We start from the raw sequence: 15,884 nt of genomic DNA, 5'->3' as shown, positions 1-15,884 counted from the left end.
TCTATAGTATATCAAAATATAGATAGATCTTCAAGCGTTTTTATAACTTTTATATAGTTTTTGTTAGTATTTTAACAGCTGTTACAAACTCCTAATTCATCAGCCTAATCAAAATTAAAACTGTGCTAATAATTAAATTTTATTAGCTTTAACAACCTTAGTTATAACTTTTAACTTATCAACATAAATATTAGCAAAGAGCTTAAATTCTAAAATGAAAAAGTATCGTTCTATTATTTCAGAGAATAGATGATAAATAACAAAGAATAGATTAAGATCAAGAAATAAAGTTCAAAGGCAATTAGACGCTGACTAAAATCTGATTAAGTTCTGACTAGACATTAAAGCATAAATTCAAAAAAATTATTTAAATGACTGGCTAAAGTTCCAGAGTAATGACTAGTTAAAGTACAAACGTCGCAAGCATAGATTCAGAATGCGTGGTTCTAATAAATCTTAAAGGTTCTAATGTTTTGTCAGATTTTTGTCAGAACCTAGTCAGCGTCAAACAGGTTTTAAGGTTTTGAACTTTATAAGGAGAATCCAAAATGAAAAAACTACTTATCCGCTTATTTATAATAGCCTTTTTAATTGGCTTTGGCCTCAATTTTACTAATGTCTTTAATAACTCTCAGGCAACTCGAGAGCTCGAAATACCCCCTACCACTCTAATCAATACTCAAAATCAAGAAATAGAGTTAACAGAAGAATTAACACCGTCCAGCATTATCCTACTTTTTTTGCCTCAATCACCTAGTTCCCAACAACAATTAAAAAACCTAGTTGAAGTAAGCAACACCCAAGACCAAACAGAAGTATTAGCTATAGCCCTAGGTGATATTAAAGAAGACAAGTTAACAAAAATAAAAGAAAAATATGAGCTGAATTACCCTCTTTTTATCGACAGCAAAGCCCGCTTAGCAACAAACTTAGCAATAGATACAATTCCTACTCTCCTAGCAATCAACAGCCAAGGAAAAATTGTTTACAAAAAAACAGGAATTACAAACCCAAACAAGCTCGAAAAAATTATAACCTCTCTAAATTAGCTTTAAGAAAGCCTCTGCAAAATATCTCTAGCTATCACCACTCCGGAAGCTGAAGCCTGTACTAACCCTCGGGTAATTCCGGCTCCATCACCAGCTACATATAGACCTTCTACTTTAGTTTCTAAATTTTTATCTACCTGCAAGCGCGAAGAATAAAACTTAACCTCTACTCCATATAACAGAGTATGGCGAGAGTAAATGCCCGGGGCCACCTTATCCAGAGCTTCTAACATCTCCACAATAGCTGTTAGATGGCGATAAGGTAAAACTAAACTCAAATCACCGGGAGTAGCCTCTTTTAAAGTAGGCTCTACCAGTCCTCGTTGAATCCTGCTTTCAGTAGAACGTTGACCATTTAAGAAATCACCCAAACGCTGTACTAAAACTCCTCCCCCTAAAAGATTAGCTAGTTGAGCAATATCCCTGCCGTAAGTAATCGGTTCTTTAAAAGGCTCGGTAAATGTTTTACTAACTAACAAGGCAAAGTTAGTATTTTCAGTTTTTATCTCCGCATGACTATGTCCATTAACGGTAATCAAACCACTATTATTCTCATTTACCACTTCTCCCTGAGGGCACATACAAAAGGTTCGCACCTTATCATCAAAAGTAGGAGTTTGGTAGATGAACTTAGACTCATAAACCGTTTCGCTTAAATCTCGCAAGATAGCTGCTGGAACTTCCACCCTAACCCCAATATCCACCGGATTAATAGCTGTCTCAATCTCCAACTTCTTAGCCTCTTTACTCAACCACTCTGAATTCTCTCTACCTGGACTAACTACTACCATTTTAGCATATATCTCTTCGCCATCAGCTAATCTAACTCCCGTTACTTTATTTGAAGTAGCCATAATCTCACTAACCTCTGTAGCTAGCTTGATCTCTACTCCTTTAGCTACAAGATGTTCTTTTATACTTAGTAAAACTTCTTTACTATAACCTGTTCCTAAATGTCTGATTCGAGTCGGTATAAACTTTAATTCAGCTTGAGTAGCTTGATAGTCAATCTCATCTATCTCCTCAGCAGAAGCTCCATAGACCTTTTCCGGGGCTCCAAACTCCAAATACTGCTGATCTACATAATCGACTAATTCAGCTAGACTCTCTTGACCGATATACTCAGCTAAGTTACCTCCTACTTCAGTAGAAAGAGTCAATTTTCCATCGCTAAAAGCTCCTGCTCCTCCCCAACCACAGACTACTGAACAGTTATTACAAGAAATGCAGCTAATCTCTTTTTCTTTAGCAGGACAGCTCCTATCGTCTAGACCGCGACCTTTTTCCAAAATTAAAACTTCAAAATCTGAATTACTGTTAACTAACTCTAAAGCGGTGAAGATTCCTGCGGGCCCTGCTCCCACGATAACTAAATCGTAATTACTTTTCAAGCTCCCCATCGAACTTGCCCTCCTTTAAAGGCTAATTGACTTTCTTAACTAATATTCTTCACCCTAAAGAAAAGTCCTGCTCACTGTTTAAGGCTTAAAAGGAGATAACTCCTGGGCTTGTCTAATCAATTTAGCTAAATAGAGATAAAAAGCAATTACTAAACCTAAAATAGCTGCACTAGGTAACAGGTCACTAATTATCAAAAAATCATATATTCCGTGTAATAAAACAACCTGAATTAAACCAATAATAATTAGCCTTCTTTCTCCAGTTTTTTTAGCCAAACCTAGATAATAGCCAGCTATTCCAGAAAAAGAGGCATGAACTACAGTAGTTACAAAAGCACGCATGACTCCTACTTGATAGCCGAAGATGATAGTATAAAATAGATTTTCTATAGCCGCAAAACCTAAACCAGCACTAATTCCATAAATAACTCCGTCCATCACTTCATTAAATTCTGATAAAGGATAAATAAACAGGTAAACAACTCCAATTTTTAAGACTTCTTCTACTAATCCAATTACGAAAATAGACAGTATCAACAGTATTAACAAATTATCAGTAGTAGCAATTAAATCAGAAAAAGGAAGCTCAATTAGACCTGCCGGAATTACAGTTACAGCACCTAAGAAAAAAGTCTTAAGAATTAAAGTAAAGGGCTCTGCTTCATATTTATCTTGACGATAAAAAAAATAAATCCATAAAAGCCCTGGCAGAATAGAAACTATTAATAGGGTTAAAACTCTCATTAACTACTGCTCCTTTCATTAGTTACTAAAAAATAAAAACGGCATTACTGCCGTTGAATTAACTTATCTATTCTATTTCAGACCTTAAATTAGAATTATCTTTTTCTGGCTGCTCATAACTTGTTTTAGACTCAAAAACTATTCGATCACCACTATCTAAAGAATAGTACTCAGACCTTTCAATCCCGTTTACCATAATTTGAGCTGTATATCTTTCAGGTAGCTCCATTTTTTCTTTTAAACTCCCGATAGTCATATTTTCCCTAACTATCACATCTAAAGCAGATTTTGTTCTTTCAGCTTCATTAATTTCCAATTTAACTCTCATTAGCAAGCACTCCTTCTTTCTCCGCTTTAATCCTTAGTATATCCAGAGTGAGCTCTAATATTCTTTAAATTAATTACCTGCTTTTTGTCTTCGATTACGTAGTTGCTGCTGTAAAACAAAGTTAGAAATATTGTTTTCTACACTCTTTAAATTATGATGAAATTTAACCCCCATCTCATAACCCTCTTCAGTTTCGATAATTCGCACTATCTCTCCTAAAACTTGATAAGGTTCTTCTTCCAAATTAAAGGAAAGCTCCACTACTAAATCTTTTAATAGCTTAATATCTGAACTAAAACAGATACCTCCAGCACTAATATCAATCATCTGCCCAGTACCTTTTTTATCTTCTAAGTGGGTTAAGTTCTTTCCTTGATAGCTAACCGGACTAAACTCCACTTCTGTTTTATACTTAACTCTAACAGCTTGGCGACGCTGATGTTTTTGGGCTTTTTCTGGGCACCGTACTTTAATTAACTTTCTATCCCCACCAATAGTAGTAATTCGGCCATTAAAATAATGTATCCCCTTAGCATTATTTACATAAATAACCTGAATAACATCTTTAATACCTGAATCTAACTCTTTCTTTAATTTTATCGATAATTCATCATCTTCCTTTTCTGTAACCTGCCCTTTAATAGCAGCAGACAGATCGGTAAAATCAACATCCGGTTCTCTAAGCTTTACTCTTTTATTAACAAATTGAGAAGTATGCATAAGCTAACAACACCTTTTAACTTATTGTAATTTATCAGTATTTTATCATGTCTTAACCAGTTATTCAATTAATATCATTTATCTCCACAAACTGAACAACTAGAATTTCTCTTAATCTCTACTTCACGAAAACTAAGCTCTAGCCCATCATAAACCAATAGTCTACCTAATAACAGTCTTCCTAATCCTAACAAATACTTAATTGCTTCAGTAGCCTGCAGAGTCCCAATAGTACCGGGAATAACCCCTAGCAAACCTCGTTCAGGAGAATCAGTGGTGCTTTGCTCAGGAAAAATACAACGATAACAGGGCCCTTGCGGAGGATCAATCAACATCAACTGTCCTTCAAAAGCAGCCACTCCCGCCTCAATTAGAGGAGTATTTGTTTCTACAGCAGCATCATTAACTAAATACCTAGTAGCAAAATTATCTACACAATCCACTACTAAATCATACTCCCTAAATAATTTCTTGGCTAATTCAAAGTCTAAAAAATCTTGATATGTACTTATCTCTAGATTAGAATTCAAAGCCTCCAAACTATCGCGAGCCGACTCAACCTTAAGCCTATCCAAATCAGCAGTTCGATGTAGTATCTGCCGCTGTAAATTACTAAGCTCTACTTTATCAGCATCAATTATTCCTAGCTTGCCTACTCCAGCTGCTGCTAAATAATAACTTACCGGGGAAGCTAAACCACCAGCTCCTACTATTAATACACTAGAATTTTTTAACTTTTGCTGACCTAATTCCCCGATTTCAGGCAAACTCAACTGCTTGCTATATCTTTCTATTTCTTTAGAGCTTAATTTAGACATCATTTAACCACCTTTAGTACTTGTTTTTCAATAAGTAAAATTTACTTTCCATAGTTAATAAATTCTTTAACTCCCAATTAAACTCCTGCTTCAATGAGAAAAACTTTAACTTTCTCTTTATTTTATAATATTCTTAAAAATCTCAATTATTTCTTTTTAAATTAACTGTTTAATAAAATTAGGAGCTCAATTTTTTGAGCTCCTTAAATACGAGAAAATATTTCTTTTATAGACCTGCTTCTATTAAGGTCTCGTCAACAGCTTCTATAATACCTTCGCTAGTCCTTGTAGCACCACTAACTACATCAACTTCAGTTGATTGAGCCTCCACAATCTCAACTGGAATCTCCTCTAAAGCAGGATCAGCTATCCCAGCAGTCTCTTGATGATCAATAATATCAACATCTAAAATTTCACCATCAGCAACTACTATCTCAACCTCTATCTCACCTCCATTCCTGTATAAGTATCGCCTCTTAGCTCTCCATCTGGTTGATCTGCTGGTCCATTACAAGCAACTAAAGCTATAGCTAACAAAGCAATTACTATTACTAGTGCTATCCGCTTCATTTTATACAACCCTTTCTATATTATACTATTATTATAATAACAATATCTTTATTGTTTATTCCAATTATCAGTTGAATCATATATTTTAACAAAAAAGCAAAAGGTCAGTATGCTCTGTTTATAAGAGTACACTGACCTTTCTATTATTTCAAAAAAAGTTTTCTTAATTCTTTCGCAGTCTGTAATCAGTCACTAGTTACTTCAACTTTTATTAGGCTTTATTCTTCTTCGCTTGGATCAATAATTACATCCTCTTCGACTTCTTCTTCCGGCGCTTCAGGGGCATCTTCAATTGGCTCTCCACAAGCTACTAAAGCAACAGCAAGCAAAGAAATAATCATCACTAAGGCTATCTTTTTTTTCAATGCTTTCCCCTCCTTTCTTATGCTTGTTATTTCTATATTAACATAATATCCAGCGTAATTCAAAGAATATTCTGAATATTATCAAAATTAATAAAAAGACTTATTCCCCTAACCTCTTTAAATAAAAAATCATAAAAGCCAATGTATCCTTATTTATCAAGGATACATTGGCTTTATTCCTAAATTTAATATTTAAATTTAAATATTAAATTCAAACTATAAGTATTACTTATATCGGTTAGATACCCGCCTCAACTAAAGCCTCATTAACTGCTTCTATAATTGCTTCGCTAGTCTTTGTTGCTCCACTAACTGTATCAACATCTGTAGATTGAGCATCTACAATAGCACTTGGAAGCTCTTCAATGGCTGGATCAGCAATACCCTCAGTCTCTTGATGATCAATAACTCTAACCTCTAAGATTTCATCACCATCAATTTCTACCTCAACTTCAATATCCCCTTCATGGCCTTCGCCAATTCCGGTATAAATATCAACTTGCTCTACTGCTTCCTCAGTTGTATCTACTGCTTCTTCACTTGCCTCTTCTGCACCGCCACAACCAACTAAAACGAAGGCAAATAGAGCTATAACCGCTACTATAGCTATTTTTTTCTTCATAAATTATCCCTCCTTTCTGCATATAGACATTATTTAAATTTTAACACATACCTTCTTAAAAAACAATGCTTAATAAATGAATAGGAGTATTAGTAGCTCCATAATCATTATCGATATTTAAATTAACTAGTTGAGTAGAAAAGCGCATTAATTTTCACCTTCCCTTAAGCCTTTTCTACTTTGAGAATATAATAACCCTCTTCAGTCTGCTCTTTAGATAAAATCTGATGTCCTTCTTCAGCTAAACTCTGAGGGACATTAGCTATGGGCTCTCCTTCATCTAAATAAATTTCTAAGCTAGCCCCTGATTCCAAAGGAGCAATTGCTACCTTTGCCTTAACAAAGTTCATCGGACACTCCACTCCTCTTAAGTCAGCCACATCAGTTGATTCTGCTACTTCATCTTTCACAGATTTCCCTGCCTTTAACTCTTCCTCGGGTAGATCAAATTCCAATTTAGAATTTAAGGAAGAAAATAGTTTTTCTACTCTCTCAATTAGCTTTTCAACTTGATCCTGCCAAGTTAATAAATTATCTACATCGCCTAGCTGATAGTCTAAAGCACTGTTTAAAAGCTCTCTATTTTCTTCAGCAACCAATCCGCTATCAATGAATTCTGCTTTAAACTCCTCAATAATCACTCTATCCTTCTGCGTATCTATTCCTTTAATAATTAATAGGGCCCGCGCAGCATTAACTATAGCTTGATAAAGTAAGTCATCAGCTTCATCTTCAATTGCCTCTTGATAATTGTCTCGAGCCGTATTCAGATCTAACTCAATAATATCCATCACTCCAGCTCCACATTCACCCGCTCCTCTACCAGCTAAAGAGAAGTCTTCTTCTTGACCCCAGTCACGATAAATCTCCGGCTCTTCAGCATAGGCTGGAATATCAGTAAACTCCTTAGCTAGAGCTTCTATCCTATCTAAACCCTGCTCTTCCAAATACTGATTGAACTTAGTCGGCTCATAACTTTCATCTTCAGCTAACTGTTCAGCTAAAGCTACTAAAAATTTAGGAATTCTTCGCGCTGGAAGATCTATTAACTTTTCACCATAGCGACTCTTATCTTCCGCTACTCTGCCTCCTAATAATAAAGCATAATGAGGAACTAATTTACCATCAACTCGCTTAGCTCTACCTTCAAAGCCGATCTTACCGATAATATGCTGTCCACAGCAGTTAGGACAACCACTAATGTAAATCTGCGGAAGCGCAGCTTCTTTCTCAGCAGCTAAAGCACTTAACTCCTTACGGATCTCACTAGCTAAATTAGGAGATAAGCACAGACCTAAGTTACAAGTAGAAGCTCCTTTACAGGCTATAGGGGTAGTAGCCACATTGGCAGCCAAAAATTCTCCATTAACACCTTTTATCTCCCCAATTAAGCTTTCCAATTGCTGATCTTTAATCCCGCGCAATAAAAGACTCTGTCTATTAGTAGTCCTATAAGAAATATTATCTGGCAGTTTAGCCAACAACTCCTTAAATTCAGCGTATTTAAAATCGCCATTTTCAGGTCTTAACTCCACTGAATAATATCCTATTTCTTTCTCAGGATAGATATAATCAGCACTTAAATTCACTTCTTCAGGCTCAACTACTTCCTCTCTTTCTATTTGGAAATACTTTATCTCTTCAGTCTCAATCCCTTCCTCTAATACCTCTGCTAAATACTGCTGATATTTAGCAATAAACTCTTCTTCACCTAAGCGTTTTCTGACAAAGCGTAGTCGGGCCCGATGCTTATTACTGCGGTCACCATAATCATCAAAAAATCTTTTAATTGCTTCAGCTACATGGAAAATTTCTTCTTCTAGTATAAACTCTTCTAAAAGAATAGCTACAGCAGCCCCGTTACCCATTCCGCCAGCAGCATAGACCTTAAAACCTCGCTCACCATCTACTTCCTTAGCAATAAATCCTAAATCATTAACCGTAGCCAAGCCTTCATCAGCAGCAGTAGATGAAAAAGCTATCTTATACTTACGCGGTAAATTAAAAGAGGATCTGCTCTTAATTAAATACTCAGTTAAAGCCAAAGCATGGGGAGTTGTATCGAAAACTTCCTCTGGATTAACCCCAGCTCGAGAAGCATTAGCTACATTCCTGACAGTATTACCACCCCCACCTCTAGGACTCAAGCCTACTTCTAGAAGCTTATTCAATATCTCCGGAGTATCCTCCATCTCCACTGCGTGAATCTGCACATCCTGCCTAGTAGTAAAGTGTAAATAACCACTTCCATATTCCGCAGCTAACTCATTCAAGACTTCCAGCTGTTCTTTAGTGATAACTCCTCCGGGAGCTCTAACTCGCACCATATACTTTTTTTCTGCTGCTCCGCGTTGACTATAAACTCCCATAGGCACTCGATAAGATTTAAATCTAACTGCATCAATTTCTCCAGCCAAAAAACGTTCTACTTCTCCTTCATACTTCTCTGTATCTTCCTTAACAGTTTCCGGAATTTCAAATACTGGTTGATTATTCATATTATTTCTCCTTTCTTCATTTCCCAAGTTTAAAACTTTTAAAAAATTATTATAACCACGAATCAACACTAATGAGCACAAATAAATTAGATTTTAGTTAGGTCTTAATCTGTATTAAACTTTTTTTATTCGTGTCAATTCGAGCTCATTCGTGGTTTCAAGCAGGTTTCTTAAATCGCTAATCTATAGCTAATTATTTTCAATCTGCAACTCCAATTCCGATACTAACTCTTGCTCCTCAATTTTAAAAGCCTTTAAGATAGGTTCTGATTCAGCTAAGGAGATAATAAAATAGATCAGTTCCTCATTATAAGCTAATTTCTTATCTTCAGCCGAAGGTCGAGCCGGAGTAAAAGGATGAGAATGATAGTTTCCTAACAGTTCATAACCTTGTTTTCTAATCTCCTTAGCCACCTTAAACTGCTCTTGAGGATCTAAAGTAAAATGCTCCGCCGAATCATCAAGATTAGTCATTGGCACAACCTCTTTAACTTCAACTACCTTCTCCTCTTTAGTCCCGGCTACTAAACCACAAGCCTCCTTAGGAAATCTCTCTTTTGCATCCTCTACCAACTTTTCATATGAAGATTTTGCTAAATTAATAATCATAGCTCACAAGCTCCCTGTTCATAGTCTATTAGTTCTGTAATTTCCGGATCTTCACCACAAACTCCACAGTCTGGATTTTTCTTAACCTCTATTTTCCTAAAGTCCATACTCAAAGCATCGTAATTTAGTAAATTACCAGTCAATAAATCGCCTTTATCAAGTAGATACTTAATAGCCTCAGTTGCTTGTAAAGCACCCACAACTCCAGCTAATACTCCTAGCACCCCGGCCTCTTTGCAAGAAGGAACTGCTCCAGGAGGAGGTGGGTCGATAAAAACACAACGATAACAAGGAGTATCTTCGCTAGGCACAACAGTCATAGTCTGCCCGGTAAACTTAATTATCCCAGCGTGAGAAAAAGGCTTGTCCTCCATTACTGCTGCATCATTGATTAAAAACTTAGCCGGAAAATTATCAGTACCATCAATTATAAAGTCATATTCTCTAATAACTTCTTTAATATTCCCGGAATAGAGATAGTCGCGATAAGTTTTCACCTCTACATCAGGATTCATAGAGTTTATCTTATTTTTAGCCGACTCTACTTTTAAACGACCCACATCAGGAGTATGATGCAAAACTTGACGCTGTAGATTAGAAAGTTCAACTTGATCAGCATCAACTAAACCGATTTTACCTACTCCAGCAGCAGCTAAAAACTGAGCAGCCGGAGTTCCCAAGCCACCAGCACCAATTATTAATACTGAAGACTCCAATAGTTTCTGTTGTCCTTCTACTCCTACCTCTTGCAGAATAATGTGTCTAGAATATCTTTCTAACTGTTCTTCAGTGAAGTCCATCATTGCTGCCACCGCCCATAAAATATAAAAACTCGACTTGATCTCCATCTTTGATCAACTGACTATCAAATTTATCTTTAGCTAAAATTTCTCCGTTTAACTCTACTGATACCATCTCCGGCATATCTACATCTTCTTCTTTTAATAATTCCTTAACAGTCAATTCATTCTCATATTCAACCTTTTTGCCATTAACTTGTATTTTCATTATTTAAGTCCTCCTTTGAGTTCTATTAAAGTTTTATTTTTTAAATAATATCGTTCTATTGTTTCAGAGGATAAATGATAGAGGATAAATTAAGATCAAGAAATAAAGTTCAAATTCTAAAAAGTTAATATTGATCTATTGTTAAGCTTTCACGAGGTCTGGGTACCCCCAGGGGTGTTTGCAAAGTAGTGGCTAACTTCGTGTCGAACATCCAGATCTTTTTTCTCTCCTTGTATATTTATAGAGACTATAGTTATCATAATCTGCTTGAGCTTTTTTGAAGTCTTTTAGTAAAAACGACGAAAAAAGCTAGATCTCCGCTACTAAACACCCCCTGGGGGATTATGTTATCGTGAAAAATCAATTTCGTTATCAGCGCGGCCAAATGGGGGTTTATAAGCAATATTAAAGTTTATTTTTTAGTGCTTCTTGACGAATCGGAGCTTAAATAAAAGCTGGTTTAGTAAATTTTTCTAATTAAAATTCACTTACTTTTATTTGAGTGGAGATGAGTCTTAGAAATACTAAAATAAACTTTTCCAGCGTTGACGCGAAGCTAATCATTACTTTGGAAACATCCATTTGGCCCCCTACACCAATAAAACAATATACCAATATTCTAATAGCAAAACTAATCTTTTAATATTTAGTCAGAACTTAGTCAGATTTTAGTCTGTGTCCAATAGATTTAAATCTTTTGAACTTTATCTATCCTCTATCCTCTGTCCTTTATCAACTGAATTTTATAACAATAAAGTTAAACACTAAATTATTTATTTAATCGTTGATAACTCTCGCTAATCTCCGGAACCTCAGTCCACCAAATATCACCCGCTCCACTGGACTGCCCCCGTAAATTTCCCAAATCCAATCCCACCACGATCAAAATTCCAATCACCACCATCAGTATTAAGCTTTTTTTAATAAATTTCATTTTTCTCACCTGCCCTTAGAATGGTAAGGTAAAGAAAGTACCGCTGAAAAATACATAGGCAGCAATCAAGGTCAAAACTATATTCAAAGTTTGACCGATCAAGTAAAGTAGAACTACCTTTCCACCTCTCACTAATTTAGCCATCTCCTTAAAGTTAGACTTTAAACCAATACTAATAAAGGCTAAAGTAAAGAAAAACCCTCTAAAACTATTAACCACTGGTAAGTTAGCATCCACTACCGCTTCAGGTAAAACAAAAGAAAAGATAAGCGAAGCAACTACAAAACCGATAATAAATTTAGGTAACCTAATCCAGATCTCTTTAATTCCTACCTCCGACTCTGAAGCTGATTTTCCTTCATAGTTTGTTACCCAAAAGATGGCTATTGCAAAAGCAATAATCCCAATTAAAATATTCTGTACCATCTTAATCACTGAAGCTACTTCCATTGCTTCATTACCTAAAACTGCTGAAGAAGCAACTACTGCTCCAGTAGCATCAATAGTTCCCCCTAGCCAGGCTCCACCAATAGCAGCATCCATTCCTAAAAAACCTACTAAAGCTGGCATTGCTAACATCATTATGATCGTAAAGATCAAAGTAACGGAAATAGCTAAAGTAATCTCTTCTTTCTTTGCTTTAGCGGCAGCTCCTGAAGCAATAGCTGCTGAAACACCACAGACTGAAGTAGCTGTAGCAATGGTAATTGCTAAACCTCTACTATCTTGCATTTTAAGTACTTTTTGCGAAAACCAATACATACTAATAAGTACTAGTGGAGTTACTACCCAAGCTACACCTAACCCCATCAAACCTAAAGTTAACATTCGATTAAAAAGAATTGAAGCCCCTAAAAGTACTAAACCAGTTTTAATATATAAGCCAGGCCGAATAGCTTTCTTTAAAAACTCTGGTGTCTTAATTACATTACTAATAAATAGGCCTATTACTAGGGCCCAGATAACATCATTAAAACCATAATACCTCCAAGGTGAATAATTACCTATTACGTATGCTACAATAGATAAAGCAAAAATAACTGGAAAACCAATTACAAATCCTTTTAACTCTTCCCGATTTGCAAATAAAACAGCTACAGAGCAGAGAACTAAACAGATTAATCCTGTAGCCAGAATTCCCGGGATACTTCCTGCGGGAATGGCAGCTAATATGTTAGCTCCTTCTTCTCCCCAACTCTGAGGCAACACAGGCTTTCCTAAAAATCCACTAAGCGCACCAACTATCAACAAAAAACCTAGCCAAACAGTCCACCAATCTTCCTTCTTAAATAACGATGACCAACTAACCTCTTCTTTCAAACTAAGTCCATCCATCTTAATCCCCCCTATTAATGTATAGTATTCTTATATGTTTTTATGTCTTTTTTGGCTATGTATAGACTTTATCATGTTATCTATGTAATGTCAATAGGTTTACTAGGGATTAATCAAAAAAATAAGCCGGACTCTTAATCCGACTTATCTTAATCCTTAATCTTCTTTTCTTTTAAAAAGAGTAGTACTTAAATATCTCTCGCCAGTATCAGGGGCAATAGCTACAACCTCCTGTTCAGTTGTCAATCTTTGAGCTACCCTAATAGCTGCTGCCGTTGCTGCTCCAGTGGAAATCCCAGCTAAAATTCCTTCTTCAACTGCTAATCTTCTAGCTACTTGCATAGCCTCTTTAGCCTCTATCTTTATTACTTCATCTATAACCTCTACCTCTAATATATCAGGAATAAATCCAGCTCCAATCCCTTGAATCATGTGCGGGCCCGGTTTTTCTCCACTAATCACCGCCGAATCCGCTGGCTCCACAGCCACTATCTCTATCTCATCGATCTCTTCTTTTAAGACTTCGCCTACCCCAGTAATAGTTCCGCCAGTTCCTACTCCAGCTACAAAAGCAGCTAATTTATCTGAGCTAGCTTCCAAAATCTCTTGAGCTGTACTACGCCGATGTATCTCCGGATTAGCCTGATTCATAAACTGCTGTGGTAAAAAGTAGTCTTCATTTTCAGCGACCAACTCTTCGGCCTTCTCAATAGCTCCCAGCATTCCTTCTTCACCAGGTGTTAATATAATCTCAGCTCCGTAAGCCTTAAGTAACTTTCGCCGCTCTATACTCATAGTATCAGGCATGATAATCAGTACCTGATAACCCTTAACTGCTCCTACAAAGGCCAAGCCCACTCCAGTATTACCGCTAGTAGGCTCTACAATAGTCCCTCCCGGCTCTAAAGCACCTTCTGCTTCAGCCGCTTCAATCATGCTTAAAGCTATTCTATCCTTAACACTGCCTCCGGGATTATAAGACTCTAGCTTCAGATAAACAGTAGCACCTTCTTCAGCCACTAGTCGATTTAACTTCACCAAAGGAGTCTCCCCAATCAATTCAGCTACATCATCAACCTTCCTCATTTTATTACCTCCTCAGTAATCAACACCTAGTAAATCGCTTGATTTATATAGTCTTTATATTTTATCAAGAATTAAAGTTACTGTCAATTAGGCTCCAGCAGTTGCTAAAGCCTTAATTGCTAAGTAAAACCCACCTTGTCAATCACCTTACTTAAAGGTAGCTGAAACCTTTTGGTAGGTATCACCTCGAAAGTCACTATATAGTCTTCTCCTAAACGCTGCTTAATCCTCTCTTCCAATAAACGAAAAAAGTATTCATCGGTTCCTTCAGGAGTATAAATAAATAACTCCACCTCTATCCCGCTAGCTCTAACAGCTAATAAATCACTTTCCAAATCATCGCCCACAGTTTCTCGATAAACCTGGCGGACAATATCTTCAGGTCTTTCCTGAATCATCCGTTCATAAGTTAACCAAGACAGAGGTAAGGTCAAAAAAATCACTGCTACTATAATTATAGCTAAGCTCTTTTTAACTACTCGTTGTGCTTTAAACTTGTACCAAATCTGCGGCTTTAATCCTTTAAAATAAAAAATAGTTACAATAGCCAACATTAAAGCTAAGTAGTTACCTAATAAAAGTAGCACAGCTCCTTTAACCATAGTGAAATTACTTAAAGCAAAACCAATACCGATAGTAGCCATTACCGGAATCAAGGCCGCAGCAATAACTACTCCCACTAACTGAGCCTTTACTCCCGAAATTAAGGAGTAGGCACCAGCTCCTCCAGCAGCTAAACCTACAAATAAATCAGCTACTGTAGGAAACATTCGTACCTTAAGAGCAGAATTAACGGCCACGTTAGGAACAACCCAGCCCATTACTAAGCCTATCAAAACCCCAATCAATAGGACTACCGTTTCAGCCACAGCTCCCTTAGCTATTAGTTTAAAATCCCCCAAAACAATCCCCGTAGCCATCGCCACAATAGGGCCAAAAACAGGAGCAATTATCATCGAACCCACTATTACTGCCGTATTATCAAGAATCAAACCTAAAGAGGCAATGATAGCGGCCATAACAGCCAGAAATATAAAATGATCATTAAGTTGAGAGTTATTTTGAGCATAGGTTACTAAGGACTCTCGATTAGCTTTAAAGCTCTCTCTTGACTCCTCAGCTTTATCCCGAGGAATCACTGTCTCAGGAGTAAAAATAGCTAAACTTCGGTTTTCATTATCTTGAAAATTAAAATGTTCCTTTAAATTATCTAAAATACGATCACTATTGCCAGCTAACAAATTGATAATTAGTAAGTCCCCAGTAGGTGAAGATATTAATTTATACTCCTCTTCAGCCAAACCTAAAGTAGTTAATAACTCTACTGCTGCTTCTCCTTCGCCAGACTTAAATGTAGCTTGAACTACCTGCATAAAAAAACCTCCCTAAGCAAAAATACTAAGTCCAAGCTTAGTATACTGAATTAGGGAGAAATTTATAGCTTTTTAATCCACATCTAATTTATCAAAAACTAATTGATAACCTCCAGCTCCATAGTTCAAAAAACGCTTTACTCTACTAATAGTAGCCGTGCTAGCTCCAGTAGCTTTACCTATTTCTTCATAAGTAGCACCTTCATTAAGCAGTCTAGCTACCTCCAAACGTTGGCTTAAAGCCTTTACTTCATTAATAGTACAGACATCTTCAAAAAATTTATAAGCTTCTTCAAGGGATTCCAAAGACAGAACTGCTTTAAAAAACTGTTCAGTAAACTTATTCTGTAAATTCGAATCCACAGCAAACACCCCCTGCTTTAAACTGCTATCTATATCTATTATAAAGGATTAGCAGAGGAAAT

The 15,884-nt window shown here is 36.3% G+C and carries 19 protein-coding genes; 1 reads left to right on the top strand and 18 read right to left on the bottom strand.

Annotated features, from left to right (window positions below):
• Positions 1 to 548: 548 nt before the first annotated feature.
• Entirely contained in the window at positions 549 to 1,049 is a 501-nt protein-coding gene (locus tag MWH30_RS05050; RefSeq protein ID WP_248662968.1) for a TlpA family protein disulfide reductase, read from the top strand.
• Between the two features lie 2 nt (positions 1,050 to 1,051).
• On the opposite strand, the gene MWH30_RS05045 is transcribed toward MWH30_RS05050, so the two are convergent.
• The 18 genes from MWH30_RS05045 to MWH30_RS04965 form a co-directional block, all read right to left on the bottom strand.
• Complete coding sequence (locus MWH30_RS05045; RefSeq protein WP_248662967.1) at positions 1,052 to 2,449, bottom strand: NAD(P)/FAD-dependent oxidoreductase; 1,398 nt, start codon at positions 2,447 to 2,449, stop codon at positions 1,052 to 1,054.
• A gap of 78 nt (positions 2,450 to 2,527) precedes the next feature.
• Positions 2,528 to 3,193 (bottom strand): PrsW family intramembrane metalloprotease, encoded by a 666-nt coding sequence (locus MWH30_RS05040; RefSeq protein WP_248662966.1) that lies wholly within the window; start codon positions 3,191 to 3,193, stop codon positions 2,528 to 2,530.
• Positions 3,194 to 3,260: 67 nt separating this feature from the next.
• Positions 3,261 to 3,521 carry a hypothetical protein gene (locus MWH30_RS05035; RefSeq protein WP_248662965.1) on the bottom strand — a complete coding sequence of 87 codons (261 nt, stop codon included), beginning with the start codon at positions 3,519 to 3,521 and terminating at the stop codon, positions 3,261 to 3,263.
• 69 nt (positions 3,522 to 3,590) lie between these two features.
• Complete coding sequence (locus MWH30_RS05030; protein WP_248662964.1) at positions 3,591 to 4,241, bottom strand: flagellar brake protein; 651 nt, start codon at positions 4,239 to 4,241, stop codon at positions 3,591 to 3,593.
• Between the two features lie 74 nt (positions 4,242 to 4,315).
• Entirely contained in the window at positions 4,316 to 5,059 is a 744-nt protein-coding gene (locus MWH30_RS05025; protein ID WP_248662963.1) for a HesA/MoeB/ThiF family protein, read from the bottom strand.
• 226 nt (positions 5,060 to 5,285) lie between these two features.
• Complete coding sequence (locus MWH30_RS05020; RefSeq protein ID WP_248662973.1) at positions 5,286 to 5,453, bottom strand: FMN-binding protein; 168 nt, start codon at positions 5,451 to 5,453, stop codon at positions 5,286 to 5,288.
• A 47-nt stretch (positions 5,454 to 5,500) separates the two neighbouring features.
• Complete coding sequence (locus MWH30_RS13815; RefSeq protein WP_282706198.1) at positions 5,501 to 5,629, bottom strand: hypothetical protein; 129 nt, start codon at positions 5,627 to 5,629, stop codon at positions 5,501 to 5,503.
• 218 nt (positions 5,630 to 5,847) lie between these two features.
• The gene (locus tag MWH30_RS05015) at positions 5,848 to 5,994 is read right to left on the bottom strand and encodes a hypothetical protein (RefSeq protein WP_248662962.1); all 147 of its coding nucleotides are present in this window, start codon (positions 5,992 to 5,994) and stop codon (positions 5,848 to 5,850) included.
• A 238-nt stretch (positions 5,995 to 6,232) separates the two neighbouring features.
• The gene (locus MWH30_RS05010; RefSeq protein ID WP_248662961.1) at positions 6,233 to 6,616 is read right to left on the bottom strand and encodes an FMN-binding protein; all 384 of its coding nucleotides are present in this window, start codon (positions 6,614 to 6,616) and stop codon (positions 6,233 to 6,235) included.
• A gap of 164 nt (positions 6,617 to 6,780) precedes the next feature.
• On the bottom strand, positions 6,781 to 9,114 hold the full coding sequence (locus MWH30_RS05005) for a ferredoxin-like domain-containing protein (protein ID WP_248662960.1): 2,334 nt from the start codon (positions 9,112 to 9,114) through the stop codon (positions 6,781 to 6,783).
• Positions 9,115 to 9,303: 189 nt separating this feature from the next.
• Positions 9,304 to 9,723, bottom strand: a complete 420-nt coding sequence (locus MWH30_RS05000; protein WP_248662959.1) for a M67 family metallopeptidase — start codon at positions 9,721 to 9,723, stop codon at positions 9,304 to 9,306.
• On the bottom strand, positions 9,720 to 10,523 hold the full coding sequence (locus tag MWH30_RS04995; protein ID WP_372494132.1) for a HesA/MoeB/ThiF family protein: 804 nt from the start codon (positions 10,521 to 10,523) through the stop codon (positions 9,720 to 9,722). The genes MWH30_RS05000 and MWH30_RS04995 overlap by 4 nt, the downstream gene beginning before the upstream one ends.
• A complete protein-coding gene (gene thiS, locus MWH30_RS04990; protein ID WP_248662957.1) occupies positions 10,510 to 10,731 on the bottom strand; it encodes a sulfur carrier protein ThiS in 222 nt (73 codons plus the stop codon). The genes MWH30_RS04995 and thiS overlap by 14 nt, the downstream gene beginning before the upstream one ends.
• A gap of 769 nt (positions 10,732 to 11,500) precedes the next feature.
• Positions 11,501 to 11,665, bottom strand: coding sequence for a hypothetical protein (locus tag MWH30_RS04985; protein ID WP_248662956.1), 165 nt, complete (start codon positions 11,663 to 11,665; stop codon positions 11,501 to 11,503).
• Between the two features lie 15 nt (positions 11,666 to 11,680).
• Positions 11,681 to 13,000 carry a YeiH family protein gene (locus tag MWH30_RS04980; RefSeq protein WP_248662955.1) on the bottom strand — a complete coding sequence of 440 codons (1,320 nt, stop codon included), beginning with the start codon at positions 12,998 to 13,000 and terminating at the stop codon, positions 11,681 to 11,683.
• A 156-nt stretch (positions 13,001 to 13,156) separates the two neighbouring features.
• Entirely contained in the window at positions 13,157 to 14,086 is a 930-nt protein-coding gene (gene cysK / locus MWH30_RS04975) for a cysteine synthase A (protein WP_248662954.1), read from the bottom strand.
• A gap of 119 nt (positions 14,087 to 14,205) precedes the next feature.
• Positions 14,206 to 15,459 (bottom strand): TIGR00341 family protein, encoded by a 1,254-nt coding sequence (locus tag MWH30_RS04970; protein WP_248662953.1) that lies wholly within the window; start codon positions 15,457 to 15,459, stop codon positions 14,206 to 14,208.
• Between the two features lie 72 nt (positions 15,460 to 15,531).
• Positions 15,532 to 15,822 (bottom strand): YerC/YecD family TrpR-related protein, encoded by a 291-nt coding sequence (locus MWH30_RS04965; protein WP_248662952.1) that lies wholly within the window; start codon positions 15,820 to 15,822, stop codon positions 15,532 to 15,534.
• Positions 15,823 to 15,884: the final 62 nt, after the last annotated feature.

This window comes from Fuchsiella alkaliacetigena, from assembly GCF_023227765.1.
Lineage (GTDB): Bacteria > Bacillota > Halanaerobiia > Halobacteroidales > Acetohalobiaceae > Fuchsiella > Fuchsiella alkaliacetigena.
This window is presented reverse-complemented; position numbering and strand designations above follow the sequence as displayed.

What these genes read in the sequence shown, in the direction of transcription:
- MWH30_RS05010 (WP_248662961.1), bottom strand. Translation starts at nt 6,616, where the DNA reads ATGAAGAAAAAAATAGCTATAGTAGCGGTTATAGCTCTATTTGCCTTC.
- MWH30_RS04985 (WP_248662956.1), bottom strand. Translation starts at nt 11,665, where the DNA reads ATGAAATTTATTAAAAAAAGCTTAATACTGATGGTGGTGATTGGAATT.
- MWH30_RS04970 (WP_248662953.1), bottom strand. Translation starts at nt 15,459, where the DNA reads ATGCAGGTAGTTCAAGCTACATTTAAGTCTGGCGAAGGAGAAGCAGCA.
- MWH30_RS05035 (WP_248662965.1), bottom strand. Translation starts at nt 3,521, where the DNA reads ATGAGAGTTAAATTGGAAATTAATGAAGCTGAAAGAACAAAATCTGCT.
- MWH30_RS05045 (WP_248662967.1), bottom strand. Translation starts at nt 2,449, where the DNA reads ATGGGGAGCTTGAAAAGTAATTACGATTTAGTTATCGTGGGAGCAGGG.
- thiS (WP_248662957.1), bottom strand. Translation starts at nt 10,731, where the DNA reads ATGAAAATACAAGTTAATGGCAAAAAGGTTGAATATGAGAATGAATTG.
- MWH30_RS05025 (WP_248662963.1), bottom strand. Translation starts at nt 5,059, where the DNA reads ATGTCTAAATTAAGCTCTAAAGAAATAGAAAGATATAGCAAGCAGTTG.
- MWH30_RS05000 (WP_248662959.1), bottom strand. Translation starts at nt 9,723, where the DNA reads ATGATTATTAATTTAGCAAAATCTTCATATGAAAAGTTGGTAGAGGAT.
- MWH30_RS04995 (WP_372494132.1), bottom strand. Translation starts at nt 10,523, where the DNA reads ATGGACTTCACTGAAGAACAGTTAGAAAGATATTCTAGACACATTATT.
- MWH30_RS05030 (WP_248662964.1), bottom strand. Translation starts at nt 4,241, where the DNA reads ATGCATACTTCTCAATTTGTTAATAAAAGAGTAAAGCTTAGAGAACCG.
- MWH30_RS05005 (WP_248662960.1), bottom strand. Translation starts at nt 9,114, where the DNA reads ATGAATAATCAACCAGTATTTGAAATTCCGGAAACTGTTAAGGAAGAT.
- MWH30_RS05040 (WP_248662966.1), bottom strand. Translation starts at nt 3,193, where the DNA reads ATGAGAGTTTTAACCCTATTAATAGTTTCTATTCTGCCAGGGCTTTTA.
- MWH30_RS05050 (WP_248662968.1), top strand. Translation starts at nt 549, where the DNA reads ATGAAAAAACTACTTATCCGCTTATTTATAATAGCCTTTTTAATTGGC.
- cysK (WP_248662954.1), bottom strand. Translation starts at nt 14,086, where the DNA reads ATGAGGAAGGTTGATGATGTAGCTGAATTGATTGGGGAGACTCCTTTG.
- MWH30_RS13815 (WP_282706198.1), bottom strand. Translation starts at nt 5,629, where the DNA reads ATGAAGCGGATAGCACTAGTAATAGTAATTGCTTTGTTAGCTATAGCT.
- MWH30_RS04980 (WP_248662955.1), bottom strand. Translation starts at nt 13,000, where the DNA reads ATGGATGGACTTAGTTTGAAAGAAGAGGTTAGTTGGTCATCGTTATTT.